Below are 20456 nucleotides of genomic sequence, written 5' to 3' on the forward strand. Positions count from 1 at the left end.
CGTCCAGCCTCTGAAGCGGCGGCCGCTCGTAGTAGCGGCGGACGGTGACCCTCAACCTCCCGGGCGCGTGCTTGCGAGGCACGTCACGCAGGACGCCGTATCCCGCTCCGCCTCGCAAGCGCCCTCGAGAAGCGCCCCTCGCGAACGAGACGGATAGGAATATAATCTGTGTTACCTGTTTGTCAATTGGTTTGTAAGTAGGAGTAGGCATTGTTTTTGAGGATTGGGCTTGTTGATGACCAAGGCGTCGCTGACCAAAGGTACCGCTACCCGGTTCACACATATCGAATTCAATCGGTTCAAAGCGTTTAGAAAATTCGGTCTGTCGCTCCGTCAGTTCAATATTCTTGTCGGTCCTAACAATGCCGGGAAATCGACCGTACTAATAGGATTCAGGATACTGGCCGCAGCGATGCGGCGAGCACGACAGAGGAAATCACAACCAATCAAAGGGCCTCAGGGGCTTGTGCACGGATACCCAGTTGATTTGAGTTCAATCTCAATTGCAGAGGAAAACATCTTTTTCAATTATGATGATACGTCTCCTGCCACTGTTCGCTTCAAATTGTCGAATGGCAATGAACTATTGCTCTATTTTCCAGAGCAGGGTTCGTGCTTTCTCATAGCAGAAGCAAACGGAAAGACGTCGCATACTCCTACAACCTTCAAATCAAAATTTGATTGCACAGTTGGCTTCGTTCCAATTCTTGGACCGCTAGAACATGACGAGATATTGGTTAAGCAGGAGACTGCGCGTGGCGCATTGTTCAATTTCCGCGCCTCAAGGAATTTTCGGAATATCTGGTATCATTTCCCAAAAAGGTTCGAGGAGTTCAGGGACTACCTACGGCGGACTTGGCCCGGAATGGACGTTGAGGCGCCATATACGCAAATTACGGCGGAAGATACTCGGCTCTATATGTTTTGTCCGGAAGATCGAATCCCGCGAGAGATCTTCTGGGCCGGATTTGGATTTCAAGTGTGGTGTCAGATGCTAACACATATCATACAGAGGGATGAATGTTCCATCTTTCTAATAGATGAGCCCGACATCTATCTTCATTCCGATCTGCAACGGCAGCTTCTTGGGCTGTTGCGTGACATGGGGCCGGACATCATTCTTGCAACGCACTCCACGGAAATAATATCGGAAGCCGAGTCGGATGACATTGTACTGATCGACAAGCGGAGTTCGTCTGCCAAGCGAATCAAGCGGCCGGGTGAGCTGGGAGTCGTGTTTTCCATGCTCGGATCGAACCTAAACCCAACGTTAACGCAGCTGGCGAAGACGCGCAGAGTAGTGTTTGTCGAGGGGCAAGACTTTCAATTGATATCGAGATTTGCCAGCAGACTAAAGAATGCGGTTGTAGCTAACCGATCTGGATTTGCGGTAGTTCCGGTTGGTGGATTTAGCCCTGAGAGAATGAGGAGTCTGTTGTCGGGCATGGAGCTTACGCTTGGGAGCAAGATTTCGGCAGTCGCGGTGCTGGATCGAGACTATCGAAGCGAAAGAGAGCGTGAATGGATCAAGAGTGAGTGCGAAAAGTTCTGCGACGTCGTGATCATTCATTGCTGCAAGGAGGTCGAGAACTTTCTCTTAGTACCTGACGCAATCGATAGGGCGGCCAAGAAGCGGCTTGCGGATCGGGAGGCGAGGTCGGGAAATAGATTGGAAGTGCAGGGCACTGTGTTCACCTCGGATTTCCTGGAGGCGTATTGCGCTGAAAAGAAGATCGAAGTTCAGGGGCAATACCTATCAGTCAGGCGCAATTTCGAAAGACGGAGTGGGTCCGCTATCGATGATTCGACCTTCAATCAGGAGGTCTTGCGAGAGTTTGAAGGCATCTGGGAAACCAGGAGTTCAAAGCTGTACGCCATCCCGGGAAAAGATGCGCTTGCTGCAATCAACAATGCTCTGCAATCCCAACTGGGTGTCAACGTTACGCCGACTTCAGTTGTGGATGCGATGAGGACCGAGGAGATTCCGGCTGAGATGACGTCTCTCGTGTCGATGCTCGGCGATTTTGCGAGTCGGGCCGTGCCGGAGAAGTAGAACTATGCCGAGTTTCCCTCCACGATTCGCTTGATGTTCGAAAGCCCCAGCTCGGCCTCCGCGCTCATCCGCTCGACCATCTCCGCGGTCGGCGGTTTCGGCCTGGCCGGATTGCGCAGGATGCGGGTGAAGCGGGTGCCGCCGGTCATGTCTCGATGAAGCGCGTCAGCGTTGCGGCGAGTTTGGTCACGACGCCGTCCCAGTCCTGCGGCCGGGTTTGGCGCACCAGGCGGACGGTCGGATACCAGGGGCTGTCCGCGCGGGCCAGCAGCCATCGCCAATCGGGCACGAACGGGATCGCCATGATCACCGGTCGCGCCAGCGCGGCGGCGAGGTGGGCCACTGCGGTGTCGACGGAGATGATGAGGTCGAGCGCAGTGACGGCGGCGGCGGTCTCGGCGAAGTCGGTCAGGTCGTCCGCGACGTCGTGCATGAAGCCGGCGGGCGCGCCTGATAGGTCAGCGCGGCGCGGGCCGACCTGCAGCGAGATCCAGTCGATCCCGGCGACATCCAGCAGAGGCGCGAGTTGCTCGAACGCGATCGAGCGATTGCGGTCGTTGGCGTGTCGCGGATTGCCGGCCCAGACCAGACCGACCTTGGGACGCGATCCTGCGCCGAGGCGCTCGCGCCAGCGCGCCACCGCGGCGAGATCGGCGGACAGATACGGGACGTCCGCCGGAATGGTCTCGAGCGTGGTGCCGAAGCACAGCGGCAGCGACAGCAGCGGGCAGTGCAAGTCGAACGCGGGCAGGGCGCCGGCATCGTCGAGGACGACAACGTCGGGGAATGACTGCGCGACGAGGCGGTGCAGCGGTCCCGGCACCGCCAGGATGATCCGCGCGCCCGTCGCCGCAACCTTGGGTACGTAGCGCAGGAATTGCAGCGTGTCGCCGAGACCCTGCTCGGCATGCAGCAGCAGGGTTCGGCCGGCGATCGCTTCGCCACCCCACTGCGGCTGCGGAAATTGCCGCGGCGCGCTTTCCCTGTGCGATCGCCATTCGTGCTCACGCCAGCCTTCCTCGAAACGGGCCGTCGACAGCAGGATACAGGCCCGATTCCAGCGGGCCATGGCGAAGTCGGGCCGCAGCGCCAGCGCCTGATCGTAGCCGGCAAGAGCGTCGTCGAGCCTGCACTGATCGTGCAGCACGGTCGCCAGATTGTAGTGGGCCTCGGCGCTGCGCGGCTGGAGTTGAATCGCTGTGCGGCAGGCGGCCAGGGCTTCGTCGAGCCGCAACAGGTTCTTTAGGGTGACGCCGCGGTTCGTGTGCGCTTCGGCGAGGTTGGGATTGGCTTGCAGCGCGGCGTCGTAGCAGGCGAGGGCTTCGTCGAGCCGCCCCAGCGTCTTGAGGACGATGCCGCGATTGGTGTGCGCCAGCGCGTTATCGGGAGCCGTTCGTAACACGGTCTCGTAGGCGGATAGCGCCTCGTCCAGCCGGCCGAGGTCGCGGAGCGCGTTGCCGCGGTTGATCTGCGCGTTGACGTCATCCGGCCGCAGCCGCAGCGCTGCTTCGGCCGCGCGCAGGGCGTCCTCGAGCCGGCCGAGCGTGATCAGCGCGGCGGCGCGATTGCAGTGCGCCTCGGCAAAGCGCGGTTCGATCGCCAGCGCCGCATCGTAAGACGCCAGCGCCTCCGCGGGACGCCCGAGGCCGTCCAGCGCCAGCCCGCGATTGCCGTGATAGGCCGCGACCATCCGGTTGATCGCGATCGCCTTGCCGATCATCTCCAGCGCGATGTCGTTGCGCCCGACCTGCAGCGCGAGGACGCCGAGCAGGTGCCAGGCGTCGGCATGGCGCGCATCCGCATTCAGCACCTGCCGGTACAGCGCCTCGGCCTCCGCCAGCCGGCCCTGTTGATGGTGCTGCACCGCGGCCGCAAACCATTGCTGAACGATGGTGTGTTGCTGGCTCGGGCCGCCATCCTTGGCGGCCAGCTTCGCCTGCTTCCTCCGCTCGTTACGATTCATCCCTGTCATCGGCGAGCATTCCATCATGGCGGCGGCGAGCCGCCGGCCGGTAGCAAGGCGAATCCACCATACATCACACGTGTCAGCTCAGCTCTAAATACGAACTCATGCAACGCTAAATGCGACGACGGGGAATCGCGCTCCCGGTCGTCATGGGTCTGGTAATCGGCTAGGGTCGATATCAAGCGGAGGTTGGAGAAAGTGAGGGAGGCGGACGCTCGGCGTCTCCCAGGACGGTGTCGCCAGCGGGATGGCGTTGGCGCTTCGTTGGGCGGGCCTATTTGGCCTCGACGATCCGCTTGATATTCGAAAGCCCGAGCTCCGCCTCCGCGCTCATCCGCTCCACCATCTCCGGCGTCGGCGGCTTGGGCCGGGCCGGGTTGCGCAGGATTCGGATGAAGCGGGTGCCGCCGTCCGTCGCCTCGAACGTGTAGTGCACCACCACCGGGCCCATGAAGCTGGTCTGGGTCAGGCCGATCCACAGCAGCGGGCGGTCGCAGGCGATCACCAGCCAGTCGAGGTCGACCGGGCCGCTGCGGGTCGACCAGTGCTCGTGGAAGGTGTCGCCGAAGCCCATCGGGCGGTCGTCGCATTCCAGCGCATGGGAGGAGGGCAGCCATTCCGGCCAGGATTTCGGATTGGTGACGTAGTCGAACACGGCCTCGGGCGCCGCCGCGATCGTCACCGCATGGCGAATTTCGAACGGCGAGGTGGAGCTGCGGGCGGGTGTATCGGCCATGGAGATTCCCTCGGGCGGTGTTGCTCTGTTGCCGCAGTTGGATGGCGGCAGGCGGTTCCAGGGGCAGTATTCCTCCGTCGCGAAGCTCAGTTCTTGCGTGAACTGCCGGTTCCGTTCTGTTTCGGGACGATCCACGTGGCAAAAAGGCCACGTCGGCGTGCAATTGCGGACCTTTCGCGCAAAAAAGGATACCGCCGGCCGAACGCCTCCCGCAAAATCCCGACCAATTAGCTCGGCCAACGAGCAATCGGTTTCCAGACAGATCATTTCGGGGTGCGGCGTGCGATTGAAGGCGACATGGTTATGCGCTGTGGCGGCGACGGTGATCGCCGGCTCGGCCGCGTCCGCGCAAGAGCAGAGGGCGACACCCGCCGCGGTTGTGCAGCAGGGCTACGACGCGCTGTTCAACCAGATGTATCAGCAGCCGGCCAACCTCGACGTCAGCTTCAAATTCGCCCATGCGGCGGTCGAGCGCGGCGACTACGAGGCCGCGATCGGCGCGCTTGAGCGGATGCTGTTCTTCAATCCCGATCTGCCGCGAGTGAAGCTCGAACTCGGCGTGCTGTACTTCAAGCTTGCCTCCTATGAGATCGCGCGCGGCTATCTGCTCGACGCGATCAAGGGCGGCAACGTTCCGGACGAAATCCGCGGTCAGGTGATGGCGTATCTGTCCGAGATCGACCGGCGGCTGTCGAAGCATGAATACAGCGTGTTCCTGCAGGGTGGCATGCGCTACCAGACCAACGCCAATATCGGGCCGAATTCGCTGCAGGTGCGCGCGCTCGGCCAGGATGCGATCCTCGATCCGCGGTTCGGCCGCAAGCCGGACTGGAACGCATTCCAGAGCATCACCGCCGCCTACGCCTACAAGCTCAACATGCGCGGCGATGCGATCGAAACCACCTTCCTCGGCTACAATTCGCGGCAGTTCACGCAAAGCCAGTTCAACCTCGGCCTGCTCGAAGGCACCATCGGCCACCGCGTCGGGATCGGCCAGAACGCCTCGTTCAAATACTACGCGATCGGCGACAAGGTCTGGCTCGGCGACTACAGCTATTTCGGCGCGGTCGGCGGCGGTCTGTCGGCGCGCTCGGCGCTCGGCGACAACGGCCTGATCGAAGGCTATGTCGAGACCCGGCACCGCAAATTCACCGACTCGACCTACTACCCGACCGCCGGCACCCAGACCGGCGATCTGACCACCGCGGCGATCACCACCGACTTCCGGTTTGGTCCGGTGCACTGGACCACGCGCGGTGGCTATGACGTCAACAAGGCGGTCGCCGACTACAACAGTTACAAGCGCTACTCGATCGACATGGCGTTCCCGGTCGAATTCGTGGTGCCGGTGTTCGGCCAGCCGCATCAGTTCGTGGTGGCGCCGACCATCGGCTACAGCCGCTCGAACTACGACGCGCCGAACTTCATCGTCGACCCGACGCTGGCGCGGCGCGAGGACGAATACCGCTACGGCGCCATTCTCGATGCGCAGATCGCCGGCAATGTCGGCGTGCGCACCCAGGTGCTGTACACCAAGATCGACTCCAACCTGCCGAACTATCGCACCAACAACCTGTCGGCCTCGCTCGGGCCGACGGTGCGTTTCTGAGGAGGCTCGCGATGCGTCTGTCGGGATGGATGATCGGAGCCGCCGCGCTGCTCGCGGCCGGGAGCGGGACGAACCTCGCGGTGGCGCAGGAGGTCGGCAAGGCATCGGCCGTGAACCCCGCCGCGACAGCAAACTTGCGTACGATTTCGATCGGCGAGTCGATCGCTCACAAGGAGCGGATCAAGACCACCGACAAGGGCTCGGTGCAGATCCTGTTCATCGACAAGACCTCGATGACAGTGGGCCCGAACAGCGACCTGACGATCGACGAATACGTCTATGATCCGAATTCCGGCACCGGCAAGCTGGCAGCCCGGCTCGGCAAGGGCGCGCTGCGGTTCGTCGGCGGCCAGATCAGCCACACCGGCGATGCCGAGATCAAAACCGCGGCGGCGACCGTCGGCATCCGCGGCGGCGTCGCGATGATCGGAACCGGCTTCGTGTTCGCGGGCTACGGCTCTTCGACGGTGACGACGCCCGGCGGCACGGTGACGCTCGGCGCCGGCGAATTCACCCAGACCCCTGGCGCCGGCGAGCCGCCGTCACCTCCGGGACCGCCGCCGCCGAACTTCGTGCAGAATCTCATTCAGTCGTTCCAGAGCGCTCCCGGCCAGAGCGGCGGCGCCGGGCAGGGCACCGCTTCGCGCGGCAACGTGCAGCGGGCCGAGGCCCGCGCGACCGGCACCCCCAACGGCTCGGTCGCCGGCTCGCTGACGCCGCAGGTGCCGACGCCGCTGCCGCCGATCAATCAGACCGCCTCGACCCTGAACCAGACGATCCAGACCTCGACCCAGCAGACCGCGGTGGAAAAGACCGCCACTCAGCAGGCGTCAGGCACGCTGTTCGGCTTCATCGGCGGCCTGATGACGACGTGGCTTACCGACACGGCCAATCCTACCCATGGCAATTCCAGCTATGCGACGGTCGGCCCGTTCGTTGGTACCGCCGTCGTGGCGACGGATGCGCTTCGGCGGCGCGTCCAGGCCAATTTCGACGGCACGGTCGCACACGATGCGAACGGCAACTATCTGCCAGGGTCGTTCAGCTATCAGTTCGGCTTCCTCGACCCGAAGGAGGACTCGCAAAGCGGCTACTACGACCAGTCGAACTTCGCCGCCGGGCCGGCGATCCGCAAGAACGGCCAGATCGTATCGACCATCGACGACGCACCGATCACCAGCCACACCGGCTTGATGGTGTCGATCTCCCGCGACACGATCCAGCAATACGGCTCTGGGCTCGGCTTCGGGAATGTGCAGCCGTGCGATTGCGATTACACCAAATGGGGACTTTGGTTGAGCGGCAGCAATCAGGGGCCGTATTATGATGTCGCCCAGGGCTTCTGGGTTGCCGGCCGGCCGCCCACCGCCGGCGAGGTGCCGCTCAGCGGGCAGGCGAGCTATGTCGGCCACGCCGTCGCAGCGATCCAGAACGACGGCAGCACGTATTACGCGGCCGGCGTCTTCAACAACACGGTCAATTTCGCCTCGAGAACAGGGCAGGTGAGCGTCACCGGACTCGACGGCACCAACTACGCTGGCCAGGTCTCGTTGCTCTCGGGAACGACAGGCTTCGCCGGATCGCTCGCCGGCGACGTCGGCTCCCGCAATATGGCGCTGGTGGGTTCGTTCTTCCGCGGCGTATCGAGTCCGGTCGGCGAGATGGGCGGCAGCCTCGCGGTCAGCGGCCCGGGCTATCTCGGCGCCGGCATCTTCGCGGCGAAGATGAAGTAACGCCCGACCATCATCTACATATGACCGGGCGGGCCGGCGCGGCGGCCGATCGCTGCCGACTGCTGATCGATGCGGCCGGAGCTCGGCGGCACGTAGCGTGCGCTCGATCGCACCCGTTGCTGGGTGGCGGGATCGACGACCTCGACCGAGACTTCGAGTTCGTCTGCGGACAATCTGCTGGCCTGCACCGTTGCTTCGCGGTCTCCGAGCACGCGGCGGGCGGCCGCGGTCGAGACTGCGGTGCTGCGCTCTTGAGAAATGGCCGCGCTGGCGGCCAGCGCGGTGACGCCCTGCAGGGCGGCCTGGTCGGCCAGACGCTGCAGCGGCGGATCGGCCGGGTGGATCAGCGGGACGGCATAGACGGCGCCAAGACCGACCGGAATGGCGAGCAAGACTGCCAGCGAGGTGGCGATGCGCATGCGAGAGCTGTGCGGTCCCATCGGGGCACTCCTCCTGGCCAGCCGGGCGTGCTCCCGAACCGGCCTGCGATCTGCTAACGTCGGCGTGATGCGCCAGTTCCCCGTTCCCCCGGCCGTGCTGTGGCCGCTGTCCCGCCCACGCCGCTCGGTCGCGATCCGGGAGGCCGTGCCGTGCGGCTGCTGAGCCGGGGGACGCATCCGCTGCTCGGCCGCGCCGCGCGCGGTTGGGTTCGGCTGCGGCGGCTGGTTCGCGGCAAGTACATGCGCGCGGTGCTCGCCGCGCTGGCGACACTGATCGCGCTGACCGCGCTGCGGACCTACGAGCCGCGCATCGTCACCGAAACCAAGGAGCGGGCCTTCGATGCGTATCAGCGGCTGGCGCCGCGGCCGCCGGGCAGCGACCTGCCGGTGCGGATCGTCGATATCGACGATGCCTCGCTCGCCGCGTTCGGCCAGTGGCCTTGGCCGCGCACGCGGCTCGCCGCGCTGACCAAGCGGCTCGGCGAACTCGGCGCCGGCGTGATCGCCTACGACATCATTTTCTCCGAGCCGGACCGCACCACGCCTGAGCGGCTGATCGCCGATCTGAGTGCCTCCGATCTGCCGGATCGCGATCGCGCCGTGGCGCTACTGAAGAGCCTGCCCGATCACGACACCAGTTTTGCCGAAGCGATGCAGCAGACGCCGACCGTGCTCGGCTTTGCCGCCAGCCAGCGCCCGAACGACACGCGGCCGTCGGTGAAGACCGGCCTGGCGTTCGTCGGCGTGGCGCCGGCCAACGTGCTGCCGCCGTTCCGCGGCGCGGTCTCCAATCTGCCACAGCTCGACGCGGTGGCGGCCGGGATCGGCGCGATCAATCTGTCGGCAAGCGATCGCGGCGGTGTGGTGCGGCGGCTGCCGATGCTGATGTCCGACGGCGCGCGGGTGTATCCGAGCCTCGCGGTCGAGGCGCTGCGGGTGGCGCAGGGCCAGAAGGGTGTCATCATCCGCGGCACCGGCGCGTCCGGCGACGACGATGTCGGCGATGCCGCGTTGGTGGATATGCGGATCGGCCAGTTCAAGCTGCCGCTGACCCACGACGGCGAAGCCTGGCTGTATTTCAATCGCGACCGTGCGGACCGCTACGTGTCGGCCAAGGACGTGCTCGATCCGGCCCAAACCGAGCAGATGCGCGACCGGCTCGAAGGCACCATCGTGCTGATCGGCACCTCCGCATCCGGTCTCGGCGACGTCCGCGCCACGCCGATCGGGCAGGTGATGCCGGGCGTCGCGATCCAGGCGCAGATGATCGAACAGATCGTCTCGCAGGAGTTTCTCGAGCGACCGGACTGGGCGAACGGCTTCGAGATCGTAATGACGCTGCTGCTCGGCTCGCTGGTCGCAGCGTTGGTGCTGATCGCCGGCGCGCGGTTCTCGCTGATCGCCTGCGCCCTGGTGTTCGTCGGCGCGATCGGGGGCTCGTGGATCGCGTTCTCGCACTTCCGGCTGCTGATCGATCCGGTGTATCCGTCGCTGGCGACGCTATTGACCTACATCGCGGTCGAGCGTGTGCTGCACACCGCATCGGACCGCGAGAAGAAGTTCGTGCGCCAGGCGTTCGGCCAGTATCTGGCGCCGGATCTGCTCGCCCAGCTCGAACGCACGCCGGACGGCCTGCGGCTCGGCGGCGAGCAGCGCGAGCTGAGCGTGATGTTCATGGACGTCCGCGGATTCACACCGATTTCCGAGGCGCTGAACGCGACCGAGCTGGTGGATTTCATCAACACGCTGCTGTCGCCGCTATCAGATGCGATCCAGGACGAGCTCGGCACCATCGACAAGTATATCGGCGACTCGATCATGGCGTTCTGGAATGCGCCGGTCGACGTGCCGGATCACGCGCTACGTGCCTGCCACGCCGCGTTGAAGATGCGCGGCATCGTCGAACAGCTCAACGACAGCGATGCGTTCGGGTTCGCTGCCCGCGGCTTCGCCGATCCGGTGGTGCGGATCGGCATCGGCCTCAACACCGGCACGGCCTGCGTCGGCAACATGGGCTCGTCGCGGCGGTTCAACTATTCGGCGATGGGCGATGTGGTGAACGTCGCGGCGCGGATCGAGAGCGCCTCGAAAGAATTCGGCACCGATCTGTTGGTGTCCGAAGAAGTGGCGCGCGCCGCGCCGAAGCTGGCGCTGCTCGAAGCCGGCGAGATCAGGCTGAAAGGCAAGTCGCACCCGGCGCGGCTTTTTGCGCTTGCCGGCGACGAGGCGTTCGCGGCATCGGACGCCTTCACCGAATTGCAGCGGCTGCATCGCGATCTGCTCGATGCGCTTGCCGCTGGTGACGGAGCGCGTGCGCAGACGATGGTGGCCGCGTGCCGCGCCTTGGCGCCTGCGGCGGTCGCCGGATTGTACGATCACTTTGCCCGGCGCGCTGCGGCGTTGGCCGACGTGGCTCGGCCGGTGCTGGACCGCGCCGGCGGTTAGCGACGAAACGGCAGTTACTCTGCCGCCGGGCTGAACGAGATCTGCTGGCGGATCGGATCGGCGCAGGGCAGGGTGAAGCGGAACAGCGTGCCGCCACCCGGCGCCGGCTCTGCCTTGATCGAGCCGCCATGCGCCTGGATGATGGTCTGCGAGATCGACAGACCGATGCCCATGCCGTCCGCCTTGGTGGTCGCGAACGGCTGGAAGATCCGCTCGGCGATCAGCGCGTCGAGACCCGGGCCGCTGTCGGCGACCACCACTTCCACCATGTCGTCTTCGACCAGCCGGCTGCCGATCGTCAGCTTGCGCTCGCGCTGATCGCGCATCGCTTCGAACGCGTTGCGGATCAAATTGAGGAACACCTGCTGCACCTGCACCTTGTCGACCAGCACCCGGTCGAACGCGGGATCGAGCGACAGTGCGACGTCGACCGGCCGGTCGCGGGTCAGCACCGAGGCGAGGGCGAGGGCATCTTCGGCGATCGCGCGCAGGCTCTCGATGGTCTTGTCGGTCTCGCCCCGGCCGACGAATTCGCGCAGCCGCTGGATCACCGCGCCGGCGCGCAGCGTCTGCTGGGCGGCCTTGTCGAGCGCGGTGCTGATCTTGCTCTTGTCGGGGTGGCTGCTGGCTTCGATCAGTCGCCGCGAGCCTTGCACGTAGTTGGTGACGGCGGCGAGCGGCTGGTTGAGTTCGTGGGCCAGTGCGCTCGACATCTCGCCCATGGTGCTGAGGCGGGCGACCCGCAGCAATTCGGCCTGCAGCGCCTGCAGCCGCTGGTCGGCCTCCTGCTGCCGTGTCACTGCGCGCTGATGTTCGAGCAGGAATGCGGCGATCGCCGCGCTGCCGACCGCGAGGATCAAGAGGCACGCAGTGATCAGCGCCGCGGCCAGGCTTTCACGATCGTGCTTCGACAGCCGCTGGATCAGCAGCGCCTGTTCGGCGCGGGTCAGCACCGACAGGCTGGTCTCGATCCGCTCGGTCAGGCGGTCGACGCGGGCCTGCTCCAGAATATCAAGGGCCTCGCGCATCCGCTCGGGGCCGAGTTCGACGACGCGGCCGAGCTGCGCCATCCGCATGTCTGTCAGCAGCCTGAGCTCATCGATATGGGCGATCTGCTCCGGGTTGTCGGCGAGCACCGCGCGCAGCCCGTCGAGCCGGGCGGCGAGCGCGTCGCGGGCGCGGATGTAACTGTCACGATAGGTTTCGATACCTGTCAGCAGAAAGCCGCGCTCGCTGGTCTCGGCTTCGAGCACGGCCTGCTGGATCGCGGAGATCGCCAGCAACGCCTTGTTGGTTTGTTGCACCCAGGCAAAGCTGTCGCGGAGCCGCACCAGGTTGAGCACCAGCGCGCCGGCGATGACGATGAACAACAGCAAGGTCGCGCCGAGCAGCCACGGCGCGAGAAATGTTCTTGATAACGATTTTCGAGTCATCGGCACTCACGCAATCACGACCGGGATACCCTAAAGCAAATCCGGAGCGGATTGAATCGCATCAGCTCTGTAGATTTGGTCTAGGGACGCAGTTCTGGTGTGCGATTTCGTCGCTGATGATCGATAAATTAGACGAAAGGCGAAGTTACGAGGCTGGTGAGTGGTGGTGTTGCAACTCGGGGGCAGGAGCCGATCACAGCTCGTTCAGGAGTTCGGCGATGCGGTCCCAGGTTTGGTCGTGCAGCGTCCTGGTTCGCTCGAAGCTCGCTTTGATGGTTTTCAGGGCCTTGTCGCTCGTGGTCGAGAACGTGCCGAGCCGGACCTGTTCCGAGGCGATCCGGCTGACGGTGATATCGAGATCGCGCTTGGCCTGATCGATCGCCGCCCGCGATTCCTGACGCAGCCGCTCCAGCGAGGCCTGGATTGCCGCACTGCGTTGCTGCGGTTTGCCGTCTGCCGGCTCTTCATCCGAGGCTGCACGGGCGCCGCAGCGGGCGAACAGGAACGACCGGATTTCCTCGTCGGCCTTGGCCCATTCGTCGGACAGCCGGGCGAGGGTGATTTCGGCAATCTGCGGCGGAACCGAGGGATGCGCCGACAACGCGTCGAGCCGCTCGGCGAATATGGTCCGGATCGACAGCAGTTCCGCGACCGCGCGATGCGCGTCCGTTCGGCCGTTGCCGTCCAGATGCGTCGCCCATCGGCCGAGCGAGGAGGCAAGCAGATCGATCTCGTCGCGCTTTTGCCGGATCCAGATCACTTCGTTGCTCTCGCTCGCTCTCACGGACATTTCAGACCTTCGACCTTCATTCCGAGGATGCTCCGGTCGCCGTGCGGGCAACCGTGATCGGAGCCGTCCTCCATCAAACCGCCTAAATAGAACGATAACGTTTTGTTTTTAAGAAGTCGATCGGGATGTTCCCGGACAAGCCGGCGATCGTCGTGTAGCTATGGGGCGGGAGCCGGTTATAATGCGTCCAACTGGTGATGACCGGAGGCAACGCGAACAATGTTGAAGTCAGCAGCGCAGAAGACCGCTGCAAAGGAACGCACCACCAAATCCCGCGGAGGGCGCCCGACGCGCACCGCCGCTCTTCAGCGTGACCTCCGATTGCTCGACGTGGCCACCCGCTTGTTCATGGAGCGCGGGTTCGACGCCACCACGATCGACGCGGTGGCCGAAGAGGCGCGGGTCTCCAAGCTGACCGTGTATTCGCGCTACACCGACAAGCGAGGCTTGTTCGAAGCGGCGCTGCGGCGGGAGATCGAGCGCTGGATGGCGCCGCTGGCGCGCGGCGTCGAGGAGCGCCGCAACAATCCTGCGAACGGATCGCTGGAGAGCTGGTTCGTCGGCATCGGCCGTGAGGTGCAGGAGATTGGTACCTCGGCGGAAGTCACCGCGATCATGCGGACGCTGTCATTCCAGGCGGCGAATTTCCCTGAACTGGCGCGGCTTGCGCACGAGGAGGGGTGGGCGCACGCGGTCGCGACCCTGGCACGCTTGTTTGATCATCTCTCAGAGCAGGGGTTGGTCCGTGTTCCGGACAGCGTGGTGGCGGCCGAGACGTTCCTCAACATCGTGGTTGGTCCGCTGACCCGGCTGACGATGTTCGGCATACCGATCGACGAAAAGAACCGCGAACGACAGCTGCGCCTTGCGGTCAAGCTGTTCCTTAACGGCATCAGGCCGAATTCGGCTGGATAGCTTTTGCCGGCCGCCGGCTTACCGAGCGCGGCGGGGCACGGTGTGTGCTCGCGCACGCCGTGTGTCTCACCGGCCGGAGAGGCGCTAAGCGCCGCGCCTCCGAGCGATCAGCTCATCGTGATCGTCCGGGCTGCGCGTCCGATCCGCCCTGCGGATTGGCCGTAGGCGGTCGAGCGGGCCGCCGAATCTCTAATCCCTTCACCGTCGCGACCGTGTTCACGCCGTCCGTCCTGTGGACCGGTTGACGGCACCCATCGGTTCACCGTTTGACAAAACGAAACGAACTGGTATCGTATCGTTGTGGCGCCCCAGCGCCTCGTGGCTCGCCAGATGGCCGGACTCCCGCCACCGTCGAGGGGCCACGCGCGACCGATCACCTGCCGCCCCATGTGATCGGTCGCGCTTCTTGTTTTCGTTGCGGCGGGCGTCACCTCTCTGCTGCCCAGCGGCCGGAGCCGAACCGATGCGTACCGCACTCCTCACCGCGTTTTTTCTCAGTCTGTCGATGGCGCCGCCGACCGCCGCGCGTGCCGCAGCCGACAGCGCGCCGATGGCGGGCCCCGCGGCCGGCGAAGCGGCGCCCGCAGACGGCCGGGGTGAGGGGAAACTGGATATGGTGCGGAGCGCCCCGGTGTCGCTGGGGCAGGCGATCGGCATTGCCGAGAAGCGCCATCCTGGGACCAAGAGCCTCCGGATTGAAACGGACGTCATCGCCGAGGGACTGGTTTATCGCGTTCGCGCGGCGCGCGACGGGCAGGTGTGGGAGAGTGTCGTGTCGGCGATCTCCGGCACGGTTCTGAGCGATCAGCTGTCACCTGCGCGCGCCGATGCCGATGGTGATGAACGGGCCGAGATGGCGACGCTCGAGGCGGTCGGCCCCGGCATGTCAGAGGCTGTCGCGGTTGCCGAACGCTCGACCCGTGGCCGTGCCGTGCTCGGCGAATTGCAGATCGAGCGGGGCAAGCTGAAATTCGTCGTCGTGGTACTTGCCGGCGATGATTTCAAAGAGGTCGTCCTGGAGCCGCCGGGCGCGCGCCTGCGCCGGCCGCCATCGCTGCCGCCGAGCGCGTCGCCCGATCGTCGTCAGCCGCATGCACCGGGGATCAAGGAGCCGTCATGACTGGCGCCTCGATTTCGGCGCTTGCCGCGCTCGCCGGCTCGGCGATCGGCGGACTGGCCTCTTTGGCTACGGCGTGGCTGACGCAGAGCCACCAGGAGCAGACCGCGCGCATCGCGCAGGAGAACACTCGCCGCGAGCGGATCTTCGGCGAGTTCATCGACCAGGCGTCCAAACTCTATGTCGATGCGCTGGTGAATTCGCTCGACGATCCGACCAAGATGATCGGCATCTACGCAGTGATCGGCAAGCTGCGGCTGTTCGCTGCAGCGGAAACGATTCACGAGGCCGAGCGGGTGATCGAAGCGATCGTCGAGATCTACTTCCGCCCGCCGGTGGATCTGCACGACCGCAAGATGCTCGACGTCGATAAGTACGATCTGCTGCAGCCGTTCGCCGAGGCCTGCCGCCGGGAGCTGTTCCTCGCATCGCCAGCGCGCCGCCCACCGACCCGAACGGCTCGCGCGGCGTACTGATTGGGTACGCAAAGCCCGAGCTGACGATCTCGGTAGGCTGTTGCGTCGCCGCGATCATCGCACAGGCGCGTAACTCGTCGATCTTGCATCCATCGCCCCAACCGTCGCCGAACAAGCGGCGCGTGGTTTCGCAGTCATGAGCGTTTCCGCTCTTCGCGAAGCACGCTTCTGATTGCGGATTTGCGCTCCTGACATCCCAGTCCGAGCCGCGCGCCACCCGTAAATCTCAGCTTACCGTCCGCGCGTCCGAATGGGTGAAGGTGACGTCCATCTGGACGTTTGGCGGTTCAACGATCCTTTCCGGCGCGAATTTGAAGATGCAGGGCCGACAGAAAAGTTCGGCGCAACGACACGCCATTGCCCAGAAAGGCAAACGTCCATGTCCGGTATCGTTCTTTCCAACGCCGTCCGCCAAAATCTTTCTTCGCTCCAGGCCACGGCTGACTTGCTCGCCACCACCCAAAGCCGCCTCTCGTCCGGCAAGAAGGTGAACACGGCGCTCGACAATCCGACCAACTTCTTCACCGCTGCTTCGCTCGACAGCCGCGCCAGCGACATCAACAACCTGCTCGATGGCATCGGCAACGGCGTGCAGATCCTGCAGGCCGCCAACACCGGTATCACCTCGCTGAACAAGCTGGTGGACAGCGCCAAGTCGATCGCCAACCAGGCTCTGCAGACCGTCGCTGGCTACGCCACCAAGTCGAACGTGTCGGCGACCATCTCCGGCGCCACTGCTGACGACCTCCGCGGCACCCAGAGCTTCAGCAACGCCGTTGCCAGCAGCAACGTGGTGTTCGACGGCACCGCCGGCGGCACCACCACTGCCTCCGCCACCGACCTGCTGGGCGGCATTGCCGTCAGCATCGCTGCGGCGACCGCCGTCACCGTCGTCGGTGCCGCCGACAACACCGCACTCGGCAGTGCGCTGACCATCGGCACTGCCAGCGGCCCGGCGACCACCACCAGCAAGATCAGCGATCTGACCAACGGTCTGACCGCGACTGCGACCGGCCCTGCTTCCGGCGACGCGATCACCGTCAACGGCAAGACCATCACCTTCACTACCGCTGGTACGGCGAAGGCGGACTCCGAAGGCAACTACACGATCGGCCTCGATCAGGACCTGACGGCCCTGACCAAGACCATCGACGCGATGAACAACAACACGACCAACGCGTCGACCGTCACCGGCGGCAAGCTGGAGTTGCACTCGGGCACCAACAGCCCGCTCACCATCAGCGACAACGCTGGCGGCGCGGTGCTGGCCAAGCTCGGCCTGGGCGGCTCGACCCAGTTCAAGGTCGACACCGCGGCGGCCACCAGCGCGGCGGCGAACATCTCGGGCACGACCCAGCTGTTCAACAGCCACGGTGGTCTGTCTTCGACCGCGATTGCTGACGGCACCACGCTGTCGGTGAACGGCAAGACCATCACCTTCAAGACCTCCGATGCCCCGCAGGGTAACAACATTGCCTCCGGCACTGGCGTTCTCGGCCGCATCGGCACCGACGGCAACGGCAACTCGACGATCTATCTCGGCAACCAGAGCAACTTCACCAACGCGACCGTGGGTGACGTTCTGACCGCGATCGATCTCGCAAATGGCGTGAAGTCGGCTTCGATCTCGAACGGCGTGGCGACGATCTCGACCAGCGCCGGCCAGACCCCGTCGTCTGTCTCCGGTGGCATCGTCACCATCAACAGCTCGTCGGGCGCCGACCTCAATCTGACCGGTCCGACCGATCTGCTCAAGAACCTCGGCCTGACCACTGCGACCGGCTCGGGCCCGCTGACCCTGACCAAGCAGCGCACCACCGACGGCACCACGCTGGGTACGCTGATCCAGGACGGCTCGACCCTGAACGTGAACGGCCACACCATCACGTTCAAGAACGCAGCGGTGCCGAGCGCCTCTGCATCGCACACCGGCATTTCCGGCAACGTCGAAACCGACGGCAACGGCAACTCGACGGTGTACCTGCAGAAGGGCACCCTCGACGACGTGCTGAAGGCGGTCGACCTCGCCACCGGCGTGCGTAAGGCGACCCTGGGCAATGCCGGCGCGGTGATCTCCACCGCGAGCGGTGCGGCCAACTCGTCGATCACCAGCGGCATGCTGAAGCTCTCGACTGGTCTGCAGTCCGACCTCAGCATCACCGGCACCGGCAACGCGATGTCGGCGCTCGGCCTGACCGGCCCGAGCGGCACCGACAGCTCGTTCTCCGCGACCCGCGGTGCGAGCGCCGGCAGCCTGAACGGCAAGACGCTGAGCTTCACCTCCTTCAACGGCGGTGCGGGCGTCAACGTCACGTTCGGTGATGGCACCAACGGCACCGTCAAGTCGCTGGCCCAGCTCAACGTCGCGCTGGCCGCCAACAACATGTCGGCGTCGATCGACAACGCCACCGGCAAGCTGACGATCTCGACCTCCAACGACTACGCTTCCCACACCATGGGCGGCAACGAAGGTGGCGTGCTCGGCGGCACTGCGCTGACCACGCTGACCTTCACGACGCCTCAGGCGCCGGTCGCGGACGTCAACGCGCAGAACACCCGCGCGGGCCTGGTCAAGCAGTTCAACGACATCCTGAACCAGATCAAGACCACGGCTCAGGATGCTTCGTTCAACGGCGTCAACCTGCTGAACGGCGACAACCTGAAGCTGGTGTTCAACGAAACCGGCAAGTCGACGATCTCGATCCAGGGCGTCACCTTCGACCCGACCGGCCTCGGTCTGTCGAACCTGAGCTCGGGCGTCGACTTCATCGACAACAACGCCACCAACGCCGTGCTGACCAAGCTGAGCACCGCCTCGACCACGCTGCGGTCGCAGGCCTCGGCGTTCGGTTCGAACCTGTCGGTGGTGCAGGCGCGTCAGGACTTCTCGAAGAGCCTGATCAACGTGCTGCAGACCGGATCGGCCAACCTGACGCTGGCTGACACCAACGAGGAAGCGGCGAACAGCCAGGCGCTGTCGACCCGTCAGTCGATCGCGGTGTCGGCGCTGTCGCTGGCCAACCAGTCGCAGCAGGGCGTCCTGCAGTTGCTGCGCTAACGACAACGAACGGGCCGGCGGCGGAAACGTCGCCGGCCTGTTCTTCTTCTAAATCCAGGAGAGACCAGATGCCGTTGACCGAGATGACCGAACTCCTCGCCGCCAAGTCGCCGCGGCGGAAGGGGTCATCCGGACTGAAGATCACGTTGAAGCCGTTCGAGCGCATCGAAATCGGCGGTCTGACGCTGGTCAACGGATGGACGGAATCGTCGACCTTCTCGATCGAAGGCATTGCGCCGGTGCTGCGCCAGGCCAACACCATTCTGGAAGACCGCGCCGACACCGCTCTGAGGCAGGTGTATCTGCGGCTTCAGAAACTCTATCTGCGCCGCGATGGCGCAACCATCGAATCCTATTTAGAAGCGGCCGAGCGCCTGCTGGCGGAGATGCCCGCGGCTGCGCAGGCCGTCGACAAGGCTGGCAAGGCGATCGCTGAAGATCGGCTTTATGCCGCGCTGAAGGTGTATCGCGATCTGCTCGACGAGACCGACCCCAGTTGGTCGGCAGACGAATCCGAGCCGGCTCCGATCAAGCAGGGCACGCGCGAGGTTCAGCCCTCGGTCGAATTCGTCCGCGATCGCCGCCGCTATCGTGCTGGTCAGTCGCGCAGCCATGCAGGGTAGCTCTGCATCACCAAAAGTGGGGATGACGACTCTCTCGAGCCCGCTCTAGCTTCCCGTAAATTTACGAGGTCTCGCGCGATTCGGCTCTGCGCGGAGACGTTTCAAGAACCGGTCAGACATTCGCACATCATGTTGGGCTCGCAGCTATCGAAGATCATCAAAGGGGTCGGCATCAGCGCCCTCGTGATCGATCGCGACGGCAAGATTCTCGAGTCCAGCGAAGAGACCGGCGCGCCCGCCACGTCGAAGGCGAAGAGCAAGCTCGGCAAGAGCTATTTCGATGCCTGCATCCGGCCGGATCGGCATTCGCTGGAGCTGCTGCGCGGCTTCAAGAGCCTCGCCGAGAAGAGCATCGACTTCTTCTCGACAGTGAGTTGGCGCGAGGAAGACGGCGAGCGGAAGCACTTTCTGATCGTCGCGACGCCGAGCGAGGATGATCCCGACGCGATCGTGGTGCTGCACATCGACCTGTCGGTGCTGCTCGGCGGCCGACAGGAGCTGTCGGCGCTGATGATCGGGCAGGGCGCTGCCGCCGCAGCTCAAGCCGAAGCTGCGATGATTGGGGCGGTGCGCGGTGCGATCGTCGAGGCGCTCGCTGCCTCGCATGACCGCACGCCGACGCTGACGATTCCCAAGCCGCCGGTCGCAGACCACAACGTGTTCAGCGAGCTGACGCCGTCGCAATTGGAGCTGCTGCCCTATCTCGCCAGCGGCAAAAGCAATCGTCAGATCGCCAAAGAACGCGACATGAGCGAGTTCACCATCAAGTCGCAGGTGGCGGGCATCATTCAAAAGCTCAACGTCGCCAACCGGACCCAGGCGGCGCTGCTCGCGATGCGCAACAGCGAAGCGCTCGGCATGCGCAGGCCCGCCTAAGCGGCGCGACAGAAAACGCGGGCTAGTCGTCCGCTCGTCCGTTGGCGCGCCGTTCTTCCTTCTTACTCCACGTCGGCGATTCCAAGCGGGCGATGCGCGGCGAGTTGCGCGTGGTGCGGCCGCGACGCGCGGGTGTGGCAAATCGTCCGAGTTGATTTTCAATCGCGTCAGATGTTGTTCGACCTC

Annotated in this window: 16 protein-coding genes; 10 read left to right on the forward strand and 6 right to left on the reverse strand. The window is 64.6% G+C overall.

The features are described 5' to 3' along the window. Positions 1–235 precede the first annotated feature (235 nt). Positions 236–2053: an ATP-dependent nuclease gene (locus HZF03_RS11150; protein ID WP_119019756.1), complete on the forward strand. Its 1818-nt coding sequence runs from the start codon at positions 236–238 to the stop codon at positions 2051–2053. 2 nt (positions 2054–2055) lie between these two features. Here HZF03_RS11150 and HZF03_RS11155 read toward each other — a convergent pair whose 3' ends face one another. The 3 genes from HZF03_RS11155 to HZF03_RS11165 all read right to left on the reverse strand — a co-directional run bounded on the left by HZF03_RS11155 (position 2056) and on the right by HZF03_RS11165 (position 4755). Beyond that, positions 2056–2202 (reverse strand): hypothetical protein, encoded by a 147-nt coding sequence (locus tag HZF03_RS11155; protein ID WP_234832328.1) that lies wholly within the window; start codon positions 2200–2202, stop codon positions 2056–2058. Further along, the gene (locus tag HZF03_RS11160; protein ID WP_165858172.1) at positions 2199–4025 is read right to left on the reverse strand and encodes a tetratricopeptide repeat protein; all 1827 of its coding nucleotides are present in this window, start codon (positions 4023–4025) and stop codon (positions 2199–2201) included. Before HZF03_RS11160 ends, HZF03_RS11155 begins: the two co-directional genes overlap by 4 nt. A gap of 268 nt (positions 4026–4293) precedes the next feature. Then, a complete protein-coding gene (locus HZF03_RS11165) occupies positions 4294–4755 on the reverse strand; it encodes an SRPBCC family protein (RefSeq protein WP_119019746.1) in 462 nt (153 codons plus the stop codon). A 280-nt stretch (positions 4756–5035) separates the two neighbouring features. Here HZF03_RS11165 and HZF03_RS11170 point away from each other — a divergent pair, with 280 nt between their 5' ends. Both HZF03_RS11170 and HZF03_RS11175 read left to right on the forward strand, forming a co-directional pair. Next, complete coding sequence (locus HZF03_RS11170) at positions 5036–6364, forward strand: tetratricopeptide repeat protein (RefSeq protein ID WP_119019747.1); 1329 nt, start codon at positions 5036–5038, stop codon at positions 6362–6364. 11 nt (positions 6365–6375) lie between these two features. Then, positions 6376–8097 (forward strand): FecR family protein, encoded by a 1722-nt coding sequence (locus HZF03_RS11175; protein ID WP_119019748.1) that lies wholly within the window; start codon positions 6376–6378, stop codon positions 8095–8097. Positions 8098–8111: 14 nt separating this feature from the next. On the opposite strand, the gene HZF03_RS11180 is transcribed toward HZF03_RS11175, so the two are convergent. Then, positions 8112–8516: a hypothetical protein gene (locus HZF03_RS11180; RefSeq protein WP_119019749.1), complete on the reverse strand. Its 405-nt coding sequence runs from the start codon at positions 8514–8516 to the stop codon at positions 8112–8114. Positions 8517–8687: 171 nt separating this feature from the next. Here HZF03_RS11180 and HZF03_RS11185 point away from each other — a divergent pair, with 171 nt between their 5' ends. Then, on the forward strand, positions 8688–10982 hold the full coding sequence (locus HZF03_RS11185) for a CHASE2 domain-containing protein (protein ID WP_119019750.1): 2295 nt from the start codon (positions 8688–8690) through the stop codon (positions 10980–10982). Positions 10983–10996: 14 nt separating this feature from the next. On the opposite strand, the gene HZF03_RS11190 is transcribed toward HZF03_RS11185, so the two are convergent. Both HZF03_RS11190 and HZF03_RS11195 read right to left on the reverse strand, forming a co-directional pair. Then, positions 10997–12415: a sensor histidine kinase gene (locus HZF03_RS11190; protein ID WP_119019751.1), complete on the reverse strand. Its 1419-nt coding sequence runs from the start codon at positions 12413–12415 to the stop codon at positions 10997–10999. 193 nt (positions 12416–12608) lie between these two features. Beyond that, positions 12609–13205 carry a hypothetical protein gene (locus HZF03_RS11195; protein ID WP_119019752.1) on the reverse strand — a complete coding sequence of 199 codons (597 nt, stop codon included), beginning with the start codon at positions 13203–13205 and terminating at the stop codon, positions 12609–12611. Between the two features lie 330 nt (positions 13206–13535). Here HZF03_RS11195 and HZF03_RS11200 point away from each other — a divergent pair, with 330 nt between their 5' ends. From HZF03_RS11200 to HZF03_RS11225, 6 genes are all read left to right on the forward strand, one after another. Next, positions 13536–14120, forward strand: coding sequence for a TetR/AcrR family transcriptional regulator (locus HZF03_RS11200; RefSeq protein ID WP_234803406.1), 585 nt, complete (start codon positions 13536–13538; stop codon positions 14118–14120). A 505-nt stretch (positions 14121–14625) separates the two neighbouring features. Then, positions 14626–15240 (forward strand): PepSY domain-containing protein, encoded by a 615-nt coding sequence (locus HZF03_RS11205; RefSeq protein WP_234803405.1) that lies wholly within the window; start codon positions 14626–14628, stop codon positions 15238–15240. Next, the gene (locus HZF03_RS11210) at positions 15237–15713 is read left to right on the forward strand and encodes a hypothetical protein (protein WP_011157849.1); all 477 of its coding nucleotides are present in this window, start codon (positions 15237–15239) and stop codon (positions 15711–15713) included. Before HZF03_RS11205 ends, HZF03_RS11210 begins: the two co-directional genes overlap by 4 nt. A gap of 379 nt (positions 15714–16092) precedes the next feature. Beyond that, positions 16093–18771: a DUF1522 domain-containing protein gene (locus HZF03_RS11215; protein ID WP_119017350.1), complete on the forward strand. Its 2679-nt coding sequence runs from the start codon at positions 16093–16095 to the stop codon at positions 18769–18771. Positions 18772–18839: 68 nt separating this feature from the next. Beyond that, positions 18840–19394, forward strand: a complete 555-nt coding sequence (locus HZF03_RS11220; RefSeq protein ID WP_119017349.1) for a flagellar biosynthesis repressor FlbT — start codon at positions 18840–18842, stop codon at positions 19392–19394. 129 nt (positions 19395–19523) lie between these two features. Continuing rightward, a complete protein-coding gene (locus HZF03_RS11225) occupies positions 19524–20270 on the forward strand; it encodes a helix-turn-helix transcriptional regulator (RefSeq protein ID WP_119017348.1) in 747 nt (248 codons plus the stop codon). The last annotated feature ends 186 nt before the right edge of the window (positions 20271–20456 follow it).

The organism is Rhodopseudomonas palustris (genome assembly GCF_013415845.1).
Lineage (GTDB): Bacteria > Pseudomonadota > Alphaproteobacteria > Rhizobiales > Xanthobacteraceae > Rhodopseudomonas > Rhodopseudomonas palustris_F.

What these genes read in the sequence shown, in the direction of transcription:
- HZF03_RS11150 (WP_119019756.1), top strand. Translation starts at nt 236, where the DNA reads ATGACCAAGGCGTCGCTGACCAAAGGTACCGCTACCCGGTTCACACAT.
- HZF03_RS11155 (WP_234832328.1), bottom strand. Translation starts at nt 2,202, where the DNA reads ATGACCGGCGGCACCCGCTTCACCCGCATCCTGCGCAATCCGGCCAGG.
- HZF03_RS11160 (WP_165858172.1), bottom strand. Translation starts at nt 4,025, where the DNA reads ATGACAGGGATGAATCGTAACGAGCGGAGGAAGCAGGCGAAGCTGGCC.
- HZF03_RS11165 (WP_119019746.1), bottom strand. Translation starts at nt 4,755, where the DNA reads ATGGCCGATACACCCGCCCGCAGCTCCACCTCGCCGTTCGAAATTCGC.
- HZF03_RS11175 (WP_119019748.1), top strand. Translation starts at nt 6,376, where the DNA reads ATGCGTCTGTCGGGATGGATGATCGGAGCCGCCGCGCTGCTCGCGGCC.
- HZF03_RS11180 (WP_119019749.1), bottom strand. Translation starts at nt 8,516, where the DNA reads ATGCGCATCGCCACCTCGCTGGCAGTCTTGCTCGCCATTCCGGTCGGT.
- HZF03_RS11190 (WP_119019751.1), bottom strand. Translation starts at nt 12,415, where the DNA reads ATGACTCGAAAATCGTTATCAAGAACATTTCTCGCGCCGTGGCTGCTC.
- HZF03_RS11195 (WP_119019752.1), bottom strand. Translation starts at nt 13,205, where the DNA reads ATGTCCGTGAGAGCGAGCGAGAGCAACGAAGTGATCTGGATCCGGCAA.
- HZF03_RS11205 (WP_234803405.1), top strand. Translation starts at nt 14,626, where the DNA reads ATGGCGCCGCCGACCGCCGCGCGTGCCGCAGCCGACAGCGCGCCGATG.
- HZF03_RS11210 (WP_011157849.1), top strand. Translation starts at nt 15,237, where the DNA reads ATGACTGGCGCCTCGATTTCGGCGCTTGCCGCGCTCGCCGGCTCGGCG.
- HZF03_RS11215 (WP_119017350.1), top strand. Translation starts at nt 16,093, where the DNA reads ATGTCCGGTATCGTTCTTTCCAACGCCGTCCGCCAAAATCTTTCTTCG.
- HZF03_RS11220 (WP_119017349.1), top strand. Translation starts at nt 18,840, where the DNA reads ATGCCGTTGACCGAGATGACCGAACTCCTCGCCGCCAAGTCGCCGCGG.
- HZF03_RS11225 (WP_119017348.1), top strand. Translation starts at nt 19,524, where the DNA reads ATGTTGGGCTCGCAGCTATCGAAGATCATCAAAGGGGTCGGCATCAGC.